This window comes from Pseudarthrobacter sulfonivorans (assembly GCF_031454915.1).
Taxonomy (GTDB): domain Bacteria; phylum Actinomycetota; class Actinomycetes; order Actinomycetales; family Micrococcaceae; genus Arthrobacter; species Arthrobacter sulfonivorans_C.
Genome location: NZ_JAVDRS010000006.1, coordinates 296,168 through 311,758, shown reverse-complemented (window position 1 = coordinate 311,758; position 15,591 = coordinate 296,168). Strand labels below are relative to the sequence as shown.

Annotated in this window: 13 protein-coding genes and 1 pseudogene; 3 read left to right on the top strand and 11 right to left on the bottom strand. The window is 66.4% G+C overall.

The genetic code is table 11. The features are described from left to right. Positions 1-484 precede the first annotated feature (484 nt). Together tyrS and J2808_RS15330 are read right to left on the bottom strand one after the other, a co-directional pair. Positions 485-1,798 (bottom strand): tyrosine--tRNA ligase, encoded by a 1,314-nt coding sequence (gene tyrS / locus J2808_RS15335; RefSeq protein WP_309818305.1) that lies wholly within the window; start codon positions 1,796-1,798, stop codon positions 485-487. An 81-nt stretch (positions 1,799-1,879) separates the two neighbouring features. Next, positions 1,880-4,108, bottom strand: coding sequence for a HelD family protein (locus tag J2808_RS15330; RefSeq protein ID WP_309818304.1), 2,229 nt, complete (start codon positions 4,106-4,108; stop codon positions 1,880-1,882). A 156-nt stretch (positions 4,109-4,264) separates the two neighbouring features. Between J2808_RS15330 and J2808_RS22285 the strand changes: the two are divergent. Beyond that, positions 4,265-4,630 (top strand): annotated as a pseudogene (locus J2808_RS22285) (GNAT family N-acetyltransferase); the annotation flags it as partial. A gap of 133 nt (positions 4,631-4,763) precedes the next feature. Here the strand turns inward: J2808_RS22285 and J2808_RS15320 are convergent. Further along, entirely contained in the window at positions 4,764-5,426 is a 663-nt protein-coding gene (locus J2808_RS15320) for a DNA-3-methyladenine glycosylase (RefSeq protein ID WP_309818300.1), read from the bottom strand. A 78-nt stretch (positions 5,427-5,504) separates the two neighbouring features. Between J2808_RS15320 and J2808_RS15315 the strand changes: the two genes are divergently transcribed. Further along, entirely contained in the window at positions 5,505-7,034 is a 1,530-nt protein-coding gene (locus J2808_RS15315; protein ID WP_309818298.1) for a DNA-3-methyladenine glycosylase 2 family protein, read from the top strand. Beyond that, a complete protein-coding gene (locus J2808_RS15310; RefSeq protein WP_309818297.1) occupies positions 7,031-7,552 on the top strand; it encodes a methylated-DNA--[protein]-cysteine S-methyltransferase in 522 nt (173 codons plus the stop codon). The genes J2808_RS15315 and J2808_RS15310 overlap by 4 nt, the downstream gene beginning before the upstream one ends. A 3-nt stretch (positions 7,553-7,555) precedes the next feature. On the opposite strand, the gene J2808_RS15305 is transcribed toward J2808_RS15310, so the two are convergent. The 8 genes from J2808_RS15305 to argB all read right to left on the bottom strand — a co-directional run bounded on the left by J2808_RS15305 (position 7,556) and on the right by argB (position 15,585). Then, positions 7,556-8,296, bottom strand: a complete 741-nt coding sequence (locus J2808_RS15305) for a maleylpyruvate isomerase family mycothiol-dependent enzyme (protein ID WP_309818295.1) — start codon at positions 8,294-8,296, stop codon at positions 7,556-7,558. Between the two features lie 10 nt (positions 8,297-8,306). Continuing rightward, positions 8,307-8,843, bottom strand: coding sequence for a pyridoxine/pyridoxamine 5'-phosphate oxidase (locus tag J2808_RS15300; protein WP_309818292.1), 537 nt, complete (start codon positions 8,841-8,843; stop codon positions 8,307-8,309). Positions 8,844-9,012: 169 nt separating this feature from the next. Next, positions 9,013-10,452: an argininosuccinate lyase gene (argH, locus tag J2808_RS15295; protein ID WP_309818290.1), complete on the bottom strand. Its 1,440-nt coding sequence runs from the start codon at positions 10,450-10,452 to the stop codon at positions 9,013-9,015. Positions 10,453-10,458: 6 nt separating this feature from the next. After that, positions 10,459-11,664 carry an argininosuccinate synthase gene (locus tag J2808_RS15290; protein WP_309818288.1) on the bottom strand — a complete coding sequence of 402 codons (1,206 nt, stop codon included), beginning with the start codon at positions 11,662-11,664 and terminating at the stop codon, positions 10,459-10,461. 105 nt (positions 11,665-11,769) lie between these two features. Beyond that, positions 11,770-12,306: an arginine repressor gene (locus J2808_RS15285; protein ID WP_309818286.1), complete on the bottom strand. Its 537-nt coding sequence runs from the start codon at positions 12,304-12,306 to the stop codon at positions 11,770-11,772. After that, entirely contained in the window at positions 12,306-13,355 is a 1,050-nt protein-coding gene (argF, locus tag J2808_RS15280) for an ornithine carbamoyltransferase (protein ID WP_309818285.1), read from the bottom strand. The genes J2808_RS15285 and argF overlap by 1 nt, the downstream gene beginning before the upstream one ends. Further along, positions 13,352-14,635 (bottom strand): acetylornithine transaminase, encoded by a 1,284-nt coding sequence (locus J2808_RS15275; protein ID WP_309818283.1) that lies wholly within the window; start codon positions 14,633-14,635, stop codon positions 13,352-13,354. The genes argF and J2808_RS15275 overlap by 4 nt, the downstream gene beginning before the upstream one ends. After that, a complete protein-coding gene (gene argB / locus J2808_RS15270; protein ID WP_309818281.1) occupies positions 14,632-15,585 on the bottom strand; it encodes an acetylglutamate kinase in 954 nt (317 codons plus the stop codon). Before argB ends, J2808_RS15275 begins: the two co-directional genes overlap by 4 nt. Positions 15,586-15,591: the final 6 nt, after the last annotated feature.

The window sequence follows — 15,591 nt, the reverse complement described above, 5'->3', positions numbered from 1 at the left end:
ACACAACCAACACCCCCGGAAATAACGGAAGAAGAAGGCTGCAAAATTTGAAACCAGCTGTAAAAACCAGACCACACCACGGGGTGGCGGATCCAATCAATTCAACCAATTAATAATAAATTGGTATCAACAAACTTGGCACACTATTGAGTTCTCAAACAACAGACACATTCGAATACTCCCCGAAACAATTCAGTAAATGAATTCTTTTGTTTCGCTTTTCTTCGCTGCGATGTTTATACTTTAGTTCATTCAAGTTTACTTTGCAAATCCCGGTTATTTTCCGGATATTCACTCAACAAACTGAATCCGCCCAGCAAAAAACGAAGCTCTCCACCATCTCCGTGCTTTGCACATGATGAATCGCTTCTCATTTGAAGGGGGTTTGTCACCACTCACCGGCGGCGACTCAGAAAACAATACACGCTCCCCCGCGGCCGTGCAAATCGGCTGCGGAGGAGCGTGCATTGACGTGGCAGCGGGCCTAAGGGACCAGAACCTCCACCGTTGCGAGGTTCTTCTTGCCCCGGCGCAACAGCAGGTACTGCCCGTGCAACAGTTCATCTTCGGAGATAACAGCTTCCGGATCGGACACCTTCTCGTTGTTCACATAGGCACCGCCTTCGCTGACGGTACGCCGGGCAGCAGATTTGCTGTCTGACAGGCCCGAAGCCACCAGCAGATCAACGATCCCCAGGCCGTCCACCTGGATCCGGGCGGACGGGAGCTCCGACGTCGCGGCTTCGAGCGTGGGCCTGTCCAGCGCGGCCAGGTCACCATTGCCAAAGAGGGCAGCCGAGGCGGCGATGACCTTCTCAGTTGCCTCAACTCCATGCACCAGCGAGGTGACCTCGAACGCCAGCTTCCGCTGACCCTCCCGAGCGAACGGGCGCTCAGCCACGGATGCGGCAAGCGCTTCGATCTCGGCGCGGTTCAGGAACGTGAAGACCTTCAGCCGGTCCACCACATCGGCGTCGGCGGTGTTAAGCCAGAACTGGTAGAAGGCGTAGGGGCTGCACATGCCGGCGTCTAGCCAAATGGCGTTGCCCTCACTCTTGCCGAACTTGGTGCCGTCCGAGTTGGTGATCAGGGGCGTACCCAGGGCGTGGACAGTCTTGCCCTCCACCTTGCGGATCAGTTCGGTGCCGCTGGTGAGGTTGCCCCACTGGTCCGAGCCGCCGGTCTGCAGCATGCAGCCGTAATCGCGGAAGAGCTGGAGGTAGTCCATGCCCTGCAGGATCTGGTAGCTGAACTCCGTGTAGCTAATGCCCTCGTCGGAGCTGAGGCGGGAAGCCACCGCATCCTTGCGAAGCATGGTTCCCACTCGGTAGTGCTTCCCGATCTCCCGCAGGAAATCAATGGCGCTCAGGGGAGCGGTCCAGTCCAAGTTGTTGACCATGCGTGCGGCGTTGGCGCCGTCGAAACTCAGGAAGCGGCGTACCTGGGCCTGCAGGTAGCCGACCCACTCATTTACGGTGTCCTTGGTGTTCAGTGTGCGCTCGGCTGTTGGCCGCGGGTCACCGATCAGCCCTGTCGAACCACCAACGAGTCCCAGCGGCTTGTGGCCGGCCAGCTGGAGGCGGCGCATCACCAGGAGCTGGACAAGGTTGCCCAGGTGCAGGCTCGGTGCCGTGGGATCGAACCCGCAGTAATAAGTAAACGGCTCACCGGCGAGGAGCTTTTCCAGTTCCGCTTCATCGGTGGAGACGTGGACCAGGCCGCGCCATTTCAGCTCCTGCCAAATATTGGCGAAGGTGGGGTCGTTCTGCTGGGATTCGAGATCGTTGAGTTCTGACACGACTTCTAAGTTAGCAGGATCGACGACGCCCGGCGCCGTCATGAACGGCACCTTGCGTCAGAAGGGCAAAAGCTGATCAGCTCAGCGCTCAATCCCTGCGGGAATGCCTTTCGCGGCGATCAGCCGCAGCCGCTGGGTGGGCCTGGTCATGGCCACGTACAAGTCCCCCACCCGGCCGTGCTCTTGGTTGAGCATCTCGGAGGGTTCCAGCACCACAACGCCGTCGAACTCGAGCCCCTTGGCCTCGCGCGGACTGATGACCACGATGTCCTGTTCGTAGCTGCCCGCCCCGTTGCCGATGCGCCGGCCGTATACGGCGCGGAGTGCGGAGGTGGCTGCAGGCAGGAGGTCACCGTCGGCAATAACCGCAAGCAGGCCGCCGTCGAGCGCTTCCAGCTCCTCGGGGAGCACCTCCACGAGGCGGCGCACCACCTGGCCGCTATCAACCTTGTCGATGACAGGCGACCAACGCCCCTCCCTGACGGCCTTCGGCGCGGACACCACGAGTCCGGCGGCGTTGGCCATACGGGCTGCGGCTTCGGCGATCTGTGACGGCGTACGGTAGTTGACCGTCAGCTCCTCCAGCTGCCAGCGGTCACCGAACATGGGCGCCAAGGCACCCTGCCAGGAGTTGGCTCCGGCAACGGAACTCGTCTGGGCAATATCCCCCACAATGGTGAAGGACTTCAGCGGGCAACGGCGGACCAGGAGGCGCCACTGCATCGGCGAGAGTTCCTGCGCCTCGTCCACCACGATGTGCCCGAAAGCCCATGTGCGGTCGGTGGTGGCACGTTCGGCGGCGGTCTGCCGGTTCTCGCGCTCCTGGTTCTGGTCGGCCAGTTCCTCCGCGGTCATCATGACGTCAACGCCCATGTGCTCCATGTTCACCAGCGTCTGCTTGGCGTTGGCGAGATCACGGGCACGGTCATGCTCCTGCTGGGCGAGCCCACGGTTCGCCGCAGGGTCGAGTTCGCCCAGAAGCTCGGCCGCCTCGTCCAGCAGCGGGACGTCCGCCTCCGTCCAGGGGGCATCAGCCGGGCGCAGCAGCAGCGACTGCTCTTTGAGGCTAAGGTGCGGTGTGCAGGCGGCCAGCACCGCGGGCTTGCTCAGGAGTTCGGTGATCAGCTTCTCCGGAGTCATGGGCATCCAGCACAGGTTCAGCGCGATCCGGACGTCGCGCGCCGTGCGGACGTCCTCGGCCAGGTAGGACCGATCGGCATTGTTGCCGATGCTCCCGGCCTCCACCAGCTCCGTCATCTGCTCCGTCAGCTCGCGGAGCAGGATTTTGACGAACGTCAGGCGTGCCTCGTTGTGGGGCTTGCCGGTGGACCGGGCACGTTCGCGTGCACGGCTTACCTGCCGGGGCGTCAGCACCAGTTTGCGGCCGTCGACCTCCAAAAGGCGGTCCTCAGCCGGGATCCGCTGCCGGTTCGCCACGGCGTTGGCCACAACTTTGGCCATGTCCAGCCGCCCCTTGATGGCCGCGACGTCCGCCTCAGGCTCAGCCACAGCGTGGATGCCGGGCATCAGGCGCCCCACGCTGGCCATGACCACGCCGGTCTCGCCGAGCGAGGGAAGCACACGTTCGATGTACTTCATGAACGACGACGACGGCCCCACCAGCAGCACCCCGGCAGTCTTCAGCCGCTCGCGGTGCGTGTACAGCAGGTAGGCGGCGCGGTGCAGTGCCACAGCGGTTTTGCCGGTGCCGGGACCACCCTGAACCACCAGGGCGCCAGAGATGGAGGACCTGATGATGCGGTCCTGCTCGGACTGGATGGTGCCGACAATGTCCGACATCCGGCCGGTGCGTTTGGAGTCAAGCGCCGCCAGCAGCGCTCCTTCGCCCTGCAGCGATGCGTTGTCCGCCAGCATTTCGGCGTCCAGTACGTCATCCTCGATGGCTTTGACTTCGCGGCCCTGGAGGATGAGGTGACGCCGGCGCCGGACGCCCTGCCGGTCAAATGCCGTTGCCTGGTAGAAGTGGCCGGCTTCGGGCGCGCGCCAGTCCACCATGAGACGCTGCAGGTCATCGGTGGTCAGGCCGATACGGCCGATGTACTGGGCCTCACCGGAATCCAGGTCGAGGCGGCCAAAGACCAGCCTGTCATCCACCGCATCAAGCTGTGCCAGGCGGTCCTCATAGAGCGCGGCGAAGGCGTCACGCTCGGAAACATTCTGCATGGTGCCCACGGCACCGGCCCGGCGGACCTGCGCCAACTGCTTGCGCTTTTCATCACGAAGCTCTTCCAGCCGTGCATACAAGCCAGCAACATAATCGCGTTCGTGGGCCAAATCGGCGTCGAGCATTAAACGTTCCCCTATCGCAAAAGACAGACCGTCCATTCTACAACCATTTCGGTTAACGTGCCCGCCCTTCCCGGTGCCTCCGATGTCATCTAATGTTCATTTTTCCGGCAGCCCCCAGCCGTTTCGGCCCTGACCTGCACCTGAATCAATACTGCAATGCACCACGAGACAGTCCTGACCGGGTACGGGCTTTCCCTTATCCCGCTGGCACGGCGGCATGCTGATGCGCTGTTTGACTTCGTGGACACCACGATGTGGGCCGGCATGGCGGCACCGCTGCCATCCACCGCAGGCGATCTTGCAGGGCTGTTTGAGGCCAAAATTGCAGATCCGGCCAGCCTTGCCTTCCCTGTGGCTGACCAACGGGCAGGAGCGCTCCTGGGCACCACCGCCCTGAACGCGTTCGACGCCGGCCAGCAGCGGGTTGAGGTGGGTGGAACCTTCTTCGGCAGGCAGTTCTGGGGCAGCCACGTCAATCCGGCGAGCAAGCATGCCCTTCTCGCGTTTGCGTTCGACGTCCTCCACGTCGAGCGGGTGGCTTTCCGCTGCGACGCCCGTAATGTGCGCAGCGCGGCAGCTATCACAACCAGGATGGGGATCATGCCGACGACCAGCCCGGTGATCAAGGCCGCTATGCAGGCCAAGAGGCCGCGAGCTACGCCTGCCGGACCTTCGCGGCCTTGTAGCGCGACACAGTGGGATCCCCCGGCAGCCAGAAACGCCACGGATAGTCGGTGGAGCCGCCGTCGCCGGAAACTCCCACCCTGGGACCGGAGCTATAGGTTTGCGCCGGAACTGCCGGGAGCCGCAGCTCGAAGGGCTCCGCCAGTGCGTCCCGTCCGCTGTCAGCGGTGGTGAGGGCCAGGGCTGTGGCGAGCCGGGCGGGACCGCTCGCCAGGTCGATTGGTGATTTCGACGTCGGCCGCCTTACGTGCGCCAGGTGCTGCCCCTCCACCACCTCGCCCGCCCGCAACAGGACAGCAGATGCCGTACCCGCTGGGCCGCAGACGATGTTGGCGCAGTAGTGCATCCCGTACGTGAAGTAGACGTAGAGGAGCCCTGCCGGCCCGAACATGGGCGCGTTGCGTGGCGTCGGGCCGCGGAACGTGTGGGACCCAGGATCCGGGTGCAGGGAGTCGCCGGGGCCCATGTAGGCCTCCAACTCGGTGATCCGTATGGACACCGTCCCCTCATGGCTGCTGTGGCGGAGCACCGACCCGAGCAGCAGCGGAGCGACCGTCCGCGCATCACCGGCCAGGAACTGTCTGAGCGCGTCCGGAGACTGTTCCGGTCCCGTGGGACTGCTGCTGACGTTCATGCACCGACTCTACCGAACGCTTACGGCGATGTCCGATTTCCGCTAGCAGGCCCGGCGCGGGGCTGGCAGGATAGGGGGATGGACTTCTGGCAGCGCTACCGCGCGATCGACGCGCGGGACACCCGCTTCGACGGGCAGTTCTACACCGCTGTCCGCACCACCGGGATCTACTGCCGCCCGTCCTGCCCTGCCCGGACCCCCAAAGCAGCCAACGTCACCTTCTACGAGACCTCCGCCGCAGCGCACGACGCCGGCTACCGGGCCTGCAAACGGTGCCTCCCCGAGGCGGTCCCCGGGACGCCCGCCTGGAACGTGAGGCAGGACATCGCCGGCCGGGCCATGCGCCTGATCAACGACGGCGTCATCAACCGTGACGGGGTGGAGGGCCTGGCTGCCCGGCTGGGGTATTCGGCGCGCCAGCTGAACCGGATCCTCAGCCACGAACTCGGTGCAGGACCGCTGTCCCTGGCCCGGGCCAGCCGTGCCCAGACCGCGCGCACCTTGCTGGTGTCCACGTCCATGAAGCTGGCAGACATCGCCTTCGCGTCCGGCTTCAGCAGCGTCCGGCAGTTCAACGACACCATGGTGGAGGTCTTCGCCATGACGCCCACCGCCCTGCGTGCCACCGCGCGGCACCACAGGCCCGGGGCTTCGCCCGTCGCCGCGACGTCGCTGACGCTGAGCCTGCCGTACCGCGAACCGTTCGATCCCGGCATCTTTCTCTTCCTCGCGGTCCGTGCCATCCCCGGGATCGAGGCGGGCACGCCGACGTCGTACGCCCGAACCCTGAGGCTCCCCCACGGCGATGCCCGCTTCAGCGTAAATTACGACGACGGCGCGCCGGGACGGCCGCTGACTCTCACCATCGGTGCGGTGGACCTGCGCGACCTGCCGGCGCTGCTGAGCAGGGTGCGGCGGCTTTTCGACCTCGACGCCGACCCCGTCGCGATCGACAACGCCTTGGCTGCGGATCCCCGCCTGGCAGCCGCAGTGGCACGCGTTCCGGGCATGAGGATGCCCGGGGCCGTGGATCCGCATGAACTCCTCATCAGGGCCATGATCGGTCAGCAGATCACTGTTGCCGCGGCCCGGACGGCGCTGACGCAGCTGTCCGCAGCCGGCAGCCCCAGCCTGGTTCCCGGCGAGGGGCTGGACCGGCTGTTTCCCACCGCAGCCGGGATCGCTGACTCGGGCTACTCCCTGCTGCGCGGTCCGCAACGGCGGATTGACGCGCTCCGTTCGGCCGCAGCAGCCCTTGCCGGCGGCCAGTTGGATTTCGGCTACGGAGATGACCTGCCGGGACTGGAGGCCAAACTGCTCCCCCTTCCGGGCGTGGGTCCGTGGACGGTGGGTTACGTTGCCATGCGTGTGCTCGGCGCCCCGGACGTCTTCCTGGCCAACGACGCCGCCGTGCGGAACGGAATCCGGGCACTCGCCCTGGACGCCACCGGGCCAGGAGCCACCACGCCTGGGCCCGGCAGCCCAGCTCCGGATTACCGGGAAGTCAGCCCGTGGCGTTCCTATGCCACCATGCACCTGTGGCGCGCCGCCGCCGCGCCGAAGTCCCACGTTCGTGAACACAACGTTCCAGAGAAAGCGATCCAATGAAAGCCCAGCTGTTGACGATGTCCACCCCGGACGGTCCCTTCACCATCCTTGCCCAGGATGGCGTAGTCCTGGCCTCCGGCTGGACCGCCGAACCCGGTGAGCTGACCGGGCAGATCCACCCGGAGCTGCGTCCGGCCGATGTTGAGGCCGTGACCGATCTGGGCCCGATTTCGCGGGCCGTGGAAGCCTTCTACGCCGGAGACCCCGCGCTGGCCATGGCTGTTCCCGTGCTGCAGAAGTCGGGGCCGTTCCGGTCGCACGCCTGGGATGTGCTGAGGACGGTGCGTCCGGGGGCGCCGGTGACGTACACCGAGTACGCCGAATTGTCAGGAAATGCCAAGGCGGTCAGGGCTGCGGCCAGCGCCTGCGCCTTCAATGCCGCGGCCTTGTTTGTGCCGTGCCACCGCGTGATCCGTACTGACGGTTCGCTGGGCGGATTCCGCTGGGGACTGGCAATCAAGGAGAGCCTGCTCGCGCGGGAGGCCAAGGAAAACATGCTTGCCCGCGAAGCGGTGTAGCCCTTACTTCGCTTCGGGGGTCCCGGAAGGCCAGGGCAGCAGCTCCGGGAGGTCCACTCCGTCCGCAGCGGCTGACGCCCGCAAACTGCCGAGTGACGGTTCACGGCCGGCCAGCCAGGCCGCGATGTCAGTGATCATGCCGCTGATGACGGTGGAGCGGCCGCCGTCGCCAAGGGCTATGGGGGGAAGCGCGAGTGGCTGCACCACCAGTTTGTCGCCCGGCGCTACCCGGGCAGCCAGGAAGTCGAAAAGGTGCTCGCAGAATTGCCGGCTCCAGGTCTCCGGGCCAAGTCCGGCGTTTAGGTCGGCAGTATGGATGACCAGTTCACGCCACAGTGCCAGCCCGCCGTCGAGAACCACTCCCCCGCGGTAGGCAATGGGGGCCTGCCAGCCGGCGCCGCCATCCAGGGAGTCAAAAGCCCTCAGCGCTCGGTCCAGGCCCGCGTTCAGATCCGCGCGGTGGGCGTCCGTGCTGTGGCCGGCGGCTATCTCGATGGCCTTGTCGCGTCCGTCCTGGCCGCCGTCGTACAGCTCGACGGTTTCGCCGTGGGCCGCATGTTCCAACTGCCGGGCCATGGCGTTGGAAATGCCTTGGAGATGCGCCAGAACGTGCCCCCTGGTCCAGCCTGGGAGCGCCGATGGCGCCTTGATGTCCTCATCGGAGAATTTCGCGGCTGTGGAGGCCACGGCGTCGGCGGCTTTGTGCAGTTCGGCAAGGAGTGCATCCGGTGTGGGAGCGGTCATGGCGCCCATCCTAACCGAGCGGAATTCCGTCCGGGCCGAAGCGGTGCCGGATGTGCCGCCGGTCGTGGCGTGCCTGCCAGAACTCGAGTTCCGTCGGCCTGAGCGCGTAGAGCTGCCAGTCCGGATTGTGGCTGCCGTCTGCTGCGGGCCGCGCCCGCCAGTCCGCCGCCGACGCCTCGGCAGACAGCTCGACCACCGGTCCGGCCACCCGGACCTGCCTGCCCAGTTGCGGCCAGTAGAAGTTCAGGGCCGCGGCGGGGTTGACCGAGAGTTCCTGGCCCTTCCGTGAGGTACGGGACGTGGCGAAGTGCCAGCCGTCGTCGTCGATGTCCTTCAGGATCAACATCCTGGCGGACGGCTGGCCGTTGCCGTCCGCCGTGGCCAGGCTGCAGGCGTGCGGTTGCAGCACTCCGGCAGCCAGTGCCTCCTCCAGCCACAGTTTGAACAGGGCCACCGGATCGGCGGGCGCCGTGGCGGGGTCGAAGTCCGGCAGGCCGGCGGGAAAATCGGGCAGGGCCCGGAGGTGGCTGCGGAAGGCGTCGCTCATGGCGCAATGGTAGCCGGGAGCGCTTGGCGGTTAACGCACAATGCTCGTTACCTTTCTTGAGAAACGGTAACGAGCATCGCCGGAAAACCCGCATTAAGTCCCCACCGGCACCCTAGCCTCGCAAGCTCGGCCAGGGAACCCTGCCGGCGTGGGCCCCTTCGCGTGATGGTTAGGCTGCGTACTCCCGCACGCCGGCAAGCTCGCCTTCGAGGGCAAGCAATTGGCGTTCGACGGCGGCGGGTGCTGTTCCACCCTGGGAGTTGCGGCTGTTGAGCGATCCCTCGGTGGACAGGACCGTGCGGACCTCCGGCGTGAGGTGCTCCGAGATGGCAGCGTATTCCTCATCCGTCAGGTCCCACAGCTCCACGTCCCGGCTTTCGGCCTGCTTGACGGCCGCTCCGGAGAGCTCGTGGGCCTCGCGGAACGGAACACCCTGCCGGACCAGCCATTCGGCAATGTCCGTGGCCAGCGCGAAGCCCTGGGGCGCCAGGGACTCCATCCGCTCCGTGTTGAACTTCAGGGTGGCGATCATGCCCGAGACAGCCGGGAGCAGCAGTTCCAGGGTGTCGGCGGCATCGAAGACCGGTTCTTTGTCCTCCTGAAGGTCACGGTTGTACGCGAGCGGCAGGCCCTTGAGCGTCGCAAGCAGCCCGGTCAGGTTGCCGATCAGGCGGCCCGCCTTGCCGCGGGCCAGCTCAGCTACGTCCGGGTTCTTCTTCTGCGGCATGATCGACGAACCCGTGGAGTAGGAATCGTGCAGGGTCACAAAGGAGAACTCCTTGGTGGCCCACAGGATGACTTCCTCCGACACGCGGGACAGGTCCACGCCGATCATGGCCGTCACCCAGGCGAACTCGGCAAAAACATCGCGGGAGGCTGTGCCGTCGATCGAGTTGTGGGTTGCGGAGAAGAAGCCCAGGTCAGCAGCAACTGCTTCCGGGTCCAGCCCCAGCGAGGAGCCCGCGAGGGCACCGGAACCGTAGGGCGAAACGCCGGCACGCTTGTCCCAGTCCTGGAGCCGCTGCACATCGCGCAGCAGCGCCCAGGCGTGGGCCAGCAGGTGGTGGCTGAGCAGGACCGGCTGGGCGTGCTGCAGGTGCGTGCGGCCGGGCATGGCCACTCCCTGGTGCGCCTTGGCCTGGTCCACCAGCGCCTCGATGGTTGCGAGGACGCCGCGTGCGATGATCCGGGCGTGGTCACGCAGGAACATGCGGCCCAGCGTGGCAACCTGGTCGTTGCGGGACCGGCCGGCGCGGAGCTTGCCGCCCAGCTGGGTACCGGCACGCTCGATCAGGCCACGCTCCAGTGACCCGTGCACGTCCTCATCCGATTCGGCGGGCAGGTATGCACCCGAAGCTACGTCCTCGTCCAGCCGGCCCAGGGCGTCAAGCATGCCTTTGAGCTCGGCGTCGTCCAGCAGTCCGGCCTTGTGCAGCACGCGGGCGTGCGCCTGGGAACCGGCGATGTCGTAGCGGGCCAGCCGCCAGTCAAAGTGCGTGGACTTGCTCAGTGCGGCGAGGGCATCCGCGGGGCCGCCGGCGAACCGGCCGCCCCACAGCGCACCGGTGTTCGTCGCTTCCGCTTTCTGGGTTTCGACAGGCTCAACCACCGGTGCTTACTTTCCTGCGACGCGGATATCGCGGCCGGAAGCAACCTTGGCGGACATGCCCCACAGCTCGATGAAGCCGCGCGCCATGGACTGGTCGAACGTGTCGCCGGTGTCGTAGGTGGCGAGGTCGAAGTCGTACAGCGAAGTGTCGGAGCGGCGTCCGTTGACGATCGCCTGGCCGCCGTGCAGGGTCATGCGGATGTCACCGGAGACGTACTTCTGGGTGTCCTCGATGAAGGCGTCCAGGGAGCGCTTCAGCGGGGAGAACCACTGGCCGTCGTAAACCAGCTCGGCCCAGCGCTGGCCAACAGTGGCCTTGAAGCGGGCCTGCTCGCGCTCCACCGTGATGTCCTCGAGGTGCTTGTGCGCGGTGATCAAAGCCATGGCGCCCGGTGCCTCGTAGATTTCGCGGGACTTGATGCCCACGAGGCGGTCCTCGACAACGTCGATCCGGCCCACACCCTGGGCGCCGGCACGGCGGTTCAGTTCCTTGATGGCCTGCAGCGGGGTGACCCGGACGCCGTCGATCGCGACCGGCACGCCGGCTTCGAAGGAGATGGTGACTTCATCCGGTGCCGGCGGGAATTCCGGGGTGGCGGTGTAGTCGTAGATGTCCTTGGTGGGGGCGTTCCAGATGTCTTCGAGGTAGCCGGTTTCGACGGCGCGTCCCCAGACGTTCTGGTCGATCGAGTACGGGTTCTTCTTGGTGGTCTCGATCGGCAGTCCCTTTTCCTCGGCGAAGGCAATGGCCTTGTCGCGGGTCAGGGCGAGGTCGCGGACCGGGGCGATGCACTTCAGGTCCGGGCCGAGGGTCTGGATGCCCACTTCGAAGCGGACCTGGTCGTTGCCCTTGCCGGTGCAGCCGTGGGCAACGGTGGTGGCGCCGAATTCGCGGGCAGCCTTGACCAGGTGCTTGACGATGACCGGCCGGGAGATGGCGGAGACCAGCGGGTAGTGGCCCTGGTAGAGGGCGTTGGCCTTCAGCGTGGGCATGCAGTACTCGTCAGCGAACTCGTCGGACGCGTCGGCCACGTAGGCCTCGACGGCGCCGCAGCCCAGGGCGCGCTGGCGGATGGTTTCCAGCGACTCGCCGCCCTGTCCGACGTCAACCGCTACGGCGATGACCTCGGCGCCGGTGGCTTCACCGATCCAGCCGATGGCTACGGAAGTATCAAGGCCACCGGAGTAGGCCAGAACAATACGCTCAGTCACTTAAATGCTCCTCATGTTGGGGTTGGTAAATGTTGTCTGGGGATTTTCAGGGAAAACGCTTAGGGAAAGCCTGTCACATCCAGGCGGGAGGTGCGGCTGCGGGGATTATTGGCTGCCGCCGGCTTCCTCAGCCAGCTGGAGGAACCGGACGGCGAGGTCCTGCCCGCCCTGCGGATCCCGGGAGACCAGCAGCACGGTGTCGTCACCGGCGATGGTCCCCAGGATGGACGGCATCACCGAGTGGTCGATGGCCAGGGCCAGGAAGTTGGCCGCACCGGGTGGGGTCCGGAGTACCGCGATGTTGGCCGATGCTTCCGCGGTGACCAGCAGTTCGCTGCACAGCCGGGCCAGCCTGGCATCGAGGATTTCCTGGCTGACGCCGCTTTTGGCGGCACGTTCGCCGCCTTCGCCGGGGACGGCGTAGACCAGCACGCCTTCCTTGCCACGGACGCGGACAGCGCCGAGTTCCACGAGGTCCCGGGACAGGGTGGCCTGGGTGACCTGGACGCCGTCGTCCGCCAGCAACGCGGCCAGCTCCGCCTGGGAGCGCACTGATTCACCCGTCAGGATGGCGGTGATGCGCGCCTGGCGGGCCGTTTTGGTGGCCGGGCTGGAGCCCGGCGCAGCTGACGGAACGGACACTAGCTGCCGGCCTCCGGCGCCAGCCCATCCGCCGGCGCCAGCCCATCAACCGGCGCCAGCCCATCCACCACGGCGAGTCCGGACCGGTGCATGAGCCATGCCATCAAGGCCTTCTGGGCGTGGAGCCGGTTCTCGGCCTCGTCCCACACGATGGACTGCGGGCCGTCGATGACGCCGGCGGAGATCTCGTAGCCGCGGTACGCGGGCAGGCAGTGAAGCACGACGGCGTCATCCGCCGCGTGTGCCATCGCCGCCTCATCGACGGAGTACTCCTGGAACAGCTGCAGCCGGGCTTCCTTTTCCGCTTCCTGGCCCATGGAGACCCACGTGTCCGTGGCCACGACGTCGGCACCTCTGAGGGCCTCCGCAGCATCGGTGGTCACCAGCACGGACCCGCCGGTCTGGGCGGCGCGTTCCTCTGCCGCAGCGACAATCCCGGCGGCCGGGAGGTAGCCTTCGGGCCCGGCGATGCGGACGTGCATCCCGGCGGTGACGCCAGCCAGCAGGTACGAGTTGGCCATGTTGTTGGCGGCATCGCCGAGGTAGGCCATGGTGAGGCCCTTGAGTTCGCCTTTGTGTTCCTTGACCGCGAGCAGGTCTGCAAGGAGCTGGCACGGGTGGTAGTCATCGCACAGGGCGTTGATGACCGGCACCTTGGAGTTTTCCGCCATGGCCACCAGGCCCGAGTGGGCTCCGGTGCGCCACACGATGGCGGAGACCATGCGTTCCAGGACCTTCGCGGTGTCCTCCACCGATTCCTTGTGGCCGATCTGGGCTTCGCCGGGGTTGATGATCAGGGCGTTGCCGCCCATGTCCGCGATGCCGGTGGCAAAGGACACCCGGGTGCGCGTGGAGGTTTTATCGAAGATGACAGCCACGGTCTTGCGGCCGTTCCCCTCCGCGGCGAAAGGCTGCACGCTGTACGGTGCGGCCTTCATCCGGACGGCAAGTTCCAGGACCTCGGCCTGCTCGGCCGGGCTGAGGTCGGTGTCCTTCAGGAAATGGCGGGTGGTGCTGGCGGTGCCAGTGGAAGAAACTACAGGGGTCACTGCGCGTCCTTAGCTGTCTGGAGGAGGGCCGGAAGGGCGGCGAGGAAGGTGCCGGCCTGTTCCGTGGTGAGGACCAGCGGCGGGGCAAGCCGGATGGTGCGCGGGCCCGGGCTGTTGACGATGAAGCCGGCGTCCAGGCCGGCGGTCACTACGGCAGGTGCCACATCGGCGTCCAGGTCGAAGCCGATCAGGAGGCCTTCGCCGCGGACTTCGGTGACGCCGTGGACGTCGGCCAGCCCGGCGCGGAGGTACTCCCCCACCTTCGCGACGTTTTCCAGCACCCGCTGGCTTTCGATCGCGTGCAGCGTGGCCAGGGCGGCCGCCGTCGCCACCGGGTTGCCGCCGAAAGTGCTGCCGTGCTGGCCTGCGCCCAGGAGCGACGACGTCTGCTCACCGAAGGTGACCAGCGCGCCGATGGGGAACCCGCCGCCCAGGCCCTTGGCCAGGGTGATAGCGTCCGGCACGATTCCGGCGTCCTCGCTGGCGAACCACTTGCCGGTGCGGCCGATGCCGGTCTGGACCTCGTCCAGGATCAGTAGTGCCCCGGCGTTGGTGGTCGCCTCGCGGGCTGCTTTCAGGTAGCCGGCGGGCAGGGGCCGGACGCCCGCCTCGCCCTGGATGGGTTCCAGGAAGACAGCGGCCACCGTCTCGTCGATGGCGGCTTCCAAGGCTGCGACATCGCCGAACGGGATGTGGACCACGCCGCCGGGCAGCGGCTCGAAGGGCGCACGGTAGGCTTCCTTGGCTGTCAGGGCCAGAGCCCCCATGGTGCGCCCGTGGAATGCACCCTCGAGGGCGATGATCTTGGTCCGGGGTGAACCGCTGGGGCCGGTGCTGTTCCGCCGCGCCAGTTTGAAGGCCGCCTCGACAGCCTCGGTGCCGGAGTTGGCGAAGAAAACCTTCGAGCCTGCCGGGGCGTGAGCCAGGGCCAGCAGCTTTTCGGCCAGCGCAATCTGGGTGGGGCTGGTGAAGAAGTTGGAGACGTGTCCCAGGGTGGCCAGCTGGCTGGAGATCACGGACGTGACAAACGGGTTGGCATGGCCCAGGGCGTTGACGGCAATGCCGCCCAGCAGGTCCAGGTATTCCTTGCCGTCGGCGTCCCATACGAGGCAGCCGGCGCCCCGGACCAGCACACGCTGCGGCGTGCCGAAAACACCCATCAGCGACGTGGAGTAGCGGGCCAGCCACTCGGCTCCACTGGTGTGGCCCGAGGTTTCGACCAGCTCGGTCACCGGGGTTTCGGCTAGCTCAACCACGGGGGTTTGCTGGATCTCGTTCATGCGTTCACTTCCTCGTCGGGGACCACCTGGGTGCCGATTCCGGCGGTGGTGAAGGTTTCCAGGAGCATGGAGTGCGGCAGCCTGCCGTCCACGATGTGCGCGCGTTCCACTCCGCCGTCGATGGCCTTGAGGCACGCTTCCATCTTGGGGATCATGCCGGACTCCAGGGACGGCAGGAGCTCGCGCAATTCCGACGCCGTCAGGGAGGAAATGAGCGAGGTCCTGTCCGGCCAGTTGGCGTACAGGCCTTCGACGTCGGTGAGGATCACCAGTTTGGATGCCCCGAGGGCTTCGGCCACGGCGGCCGCTGCCGTGTCCGCGTTGACGTTGAGGACCTGTCCCGTGGTCTGAACCTCGCCGGCCGCGGTCTCGCCGTCGGACTCGATTTCAGGCGCCACAGTGGAAATAACCGGGATGCGGCCCGCCGCCAGGATGTCCAGGATGCCTTCCGGGTTCACGCCCACCACTTCGCCCACCAGGCCCAGGTCCACTTCCTCGCCGTCGATGACAGTTCCGGTGCGGACGGCGCGGAGCAGGCCGCCGTCTTCGCCGGACATGCCCACCGCGTAGGGCCCGTGGGAGTTGATCAGGCCAACCAGCTCGCGGCCCACCTGGCCGGTGAGGACCATACGGACCACGTCCATGGCTTCGGGTGTGGTGACCCGAAGGCCGCCCTTGAACTCAGACTCGATGCCCAGCCGCGCCAGCATGGAGTTGATCTGCGGGCCGCCGCCGTGGACCACCACAGGGTGGATCCCCACATGGTGCAGGAACACGACGTCTTCGGCGAACGCACGGCGCAGCTCGTCGTTGACCATGGCGTTGCCGCCGTACTTGATCACCATGGTGCTGCCGGCGAAGCGCTGGATCCAGGGCAGCGCCTCGATCAGCGTGCCGGCCTTGCTTTGGGCATCACTCATGGACGTGGTCTCGCGGGTCTGGGTGTTCATGCGGCG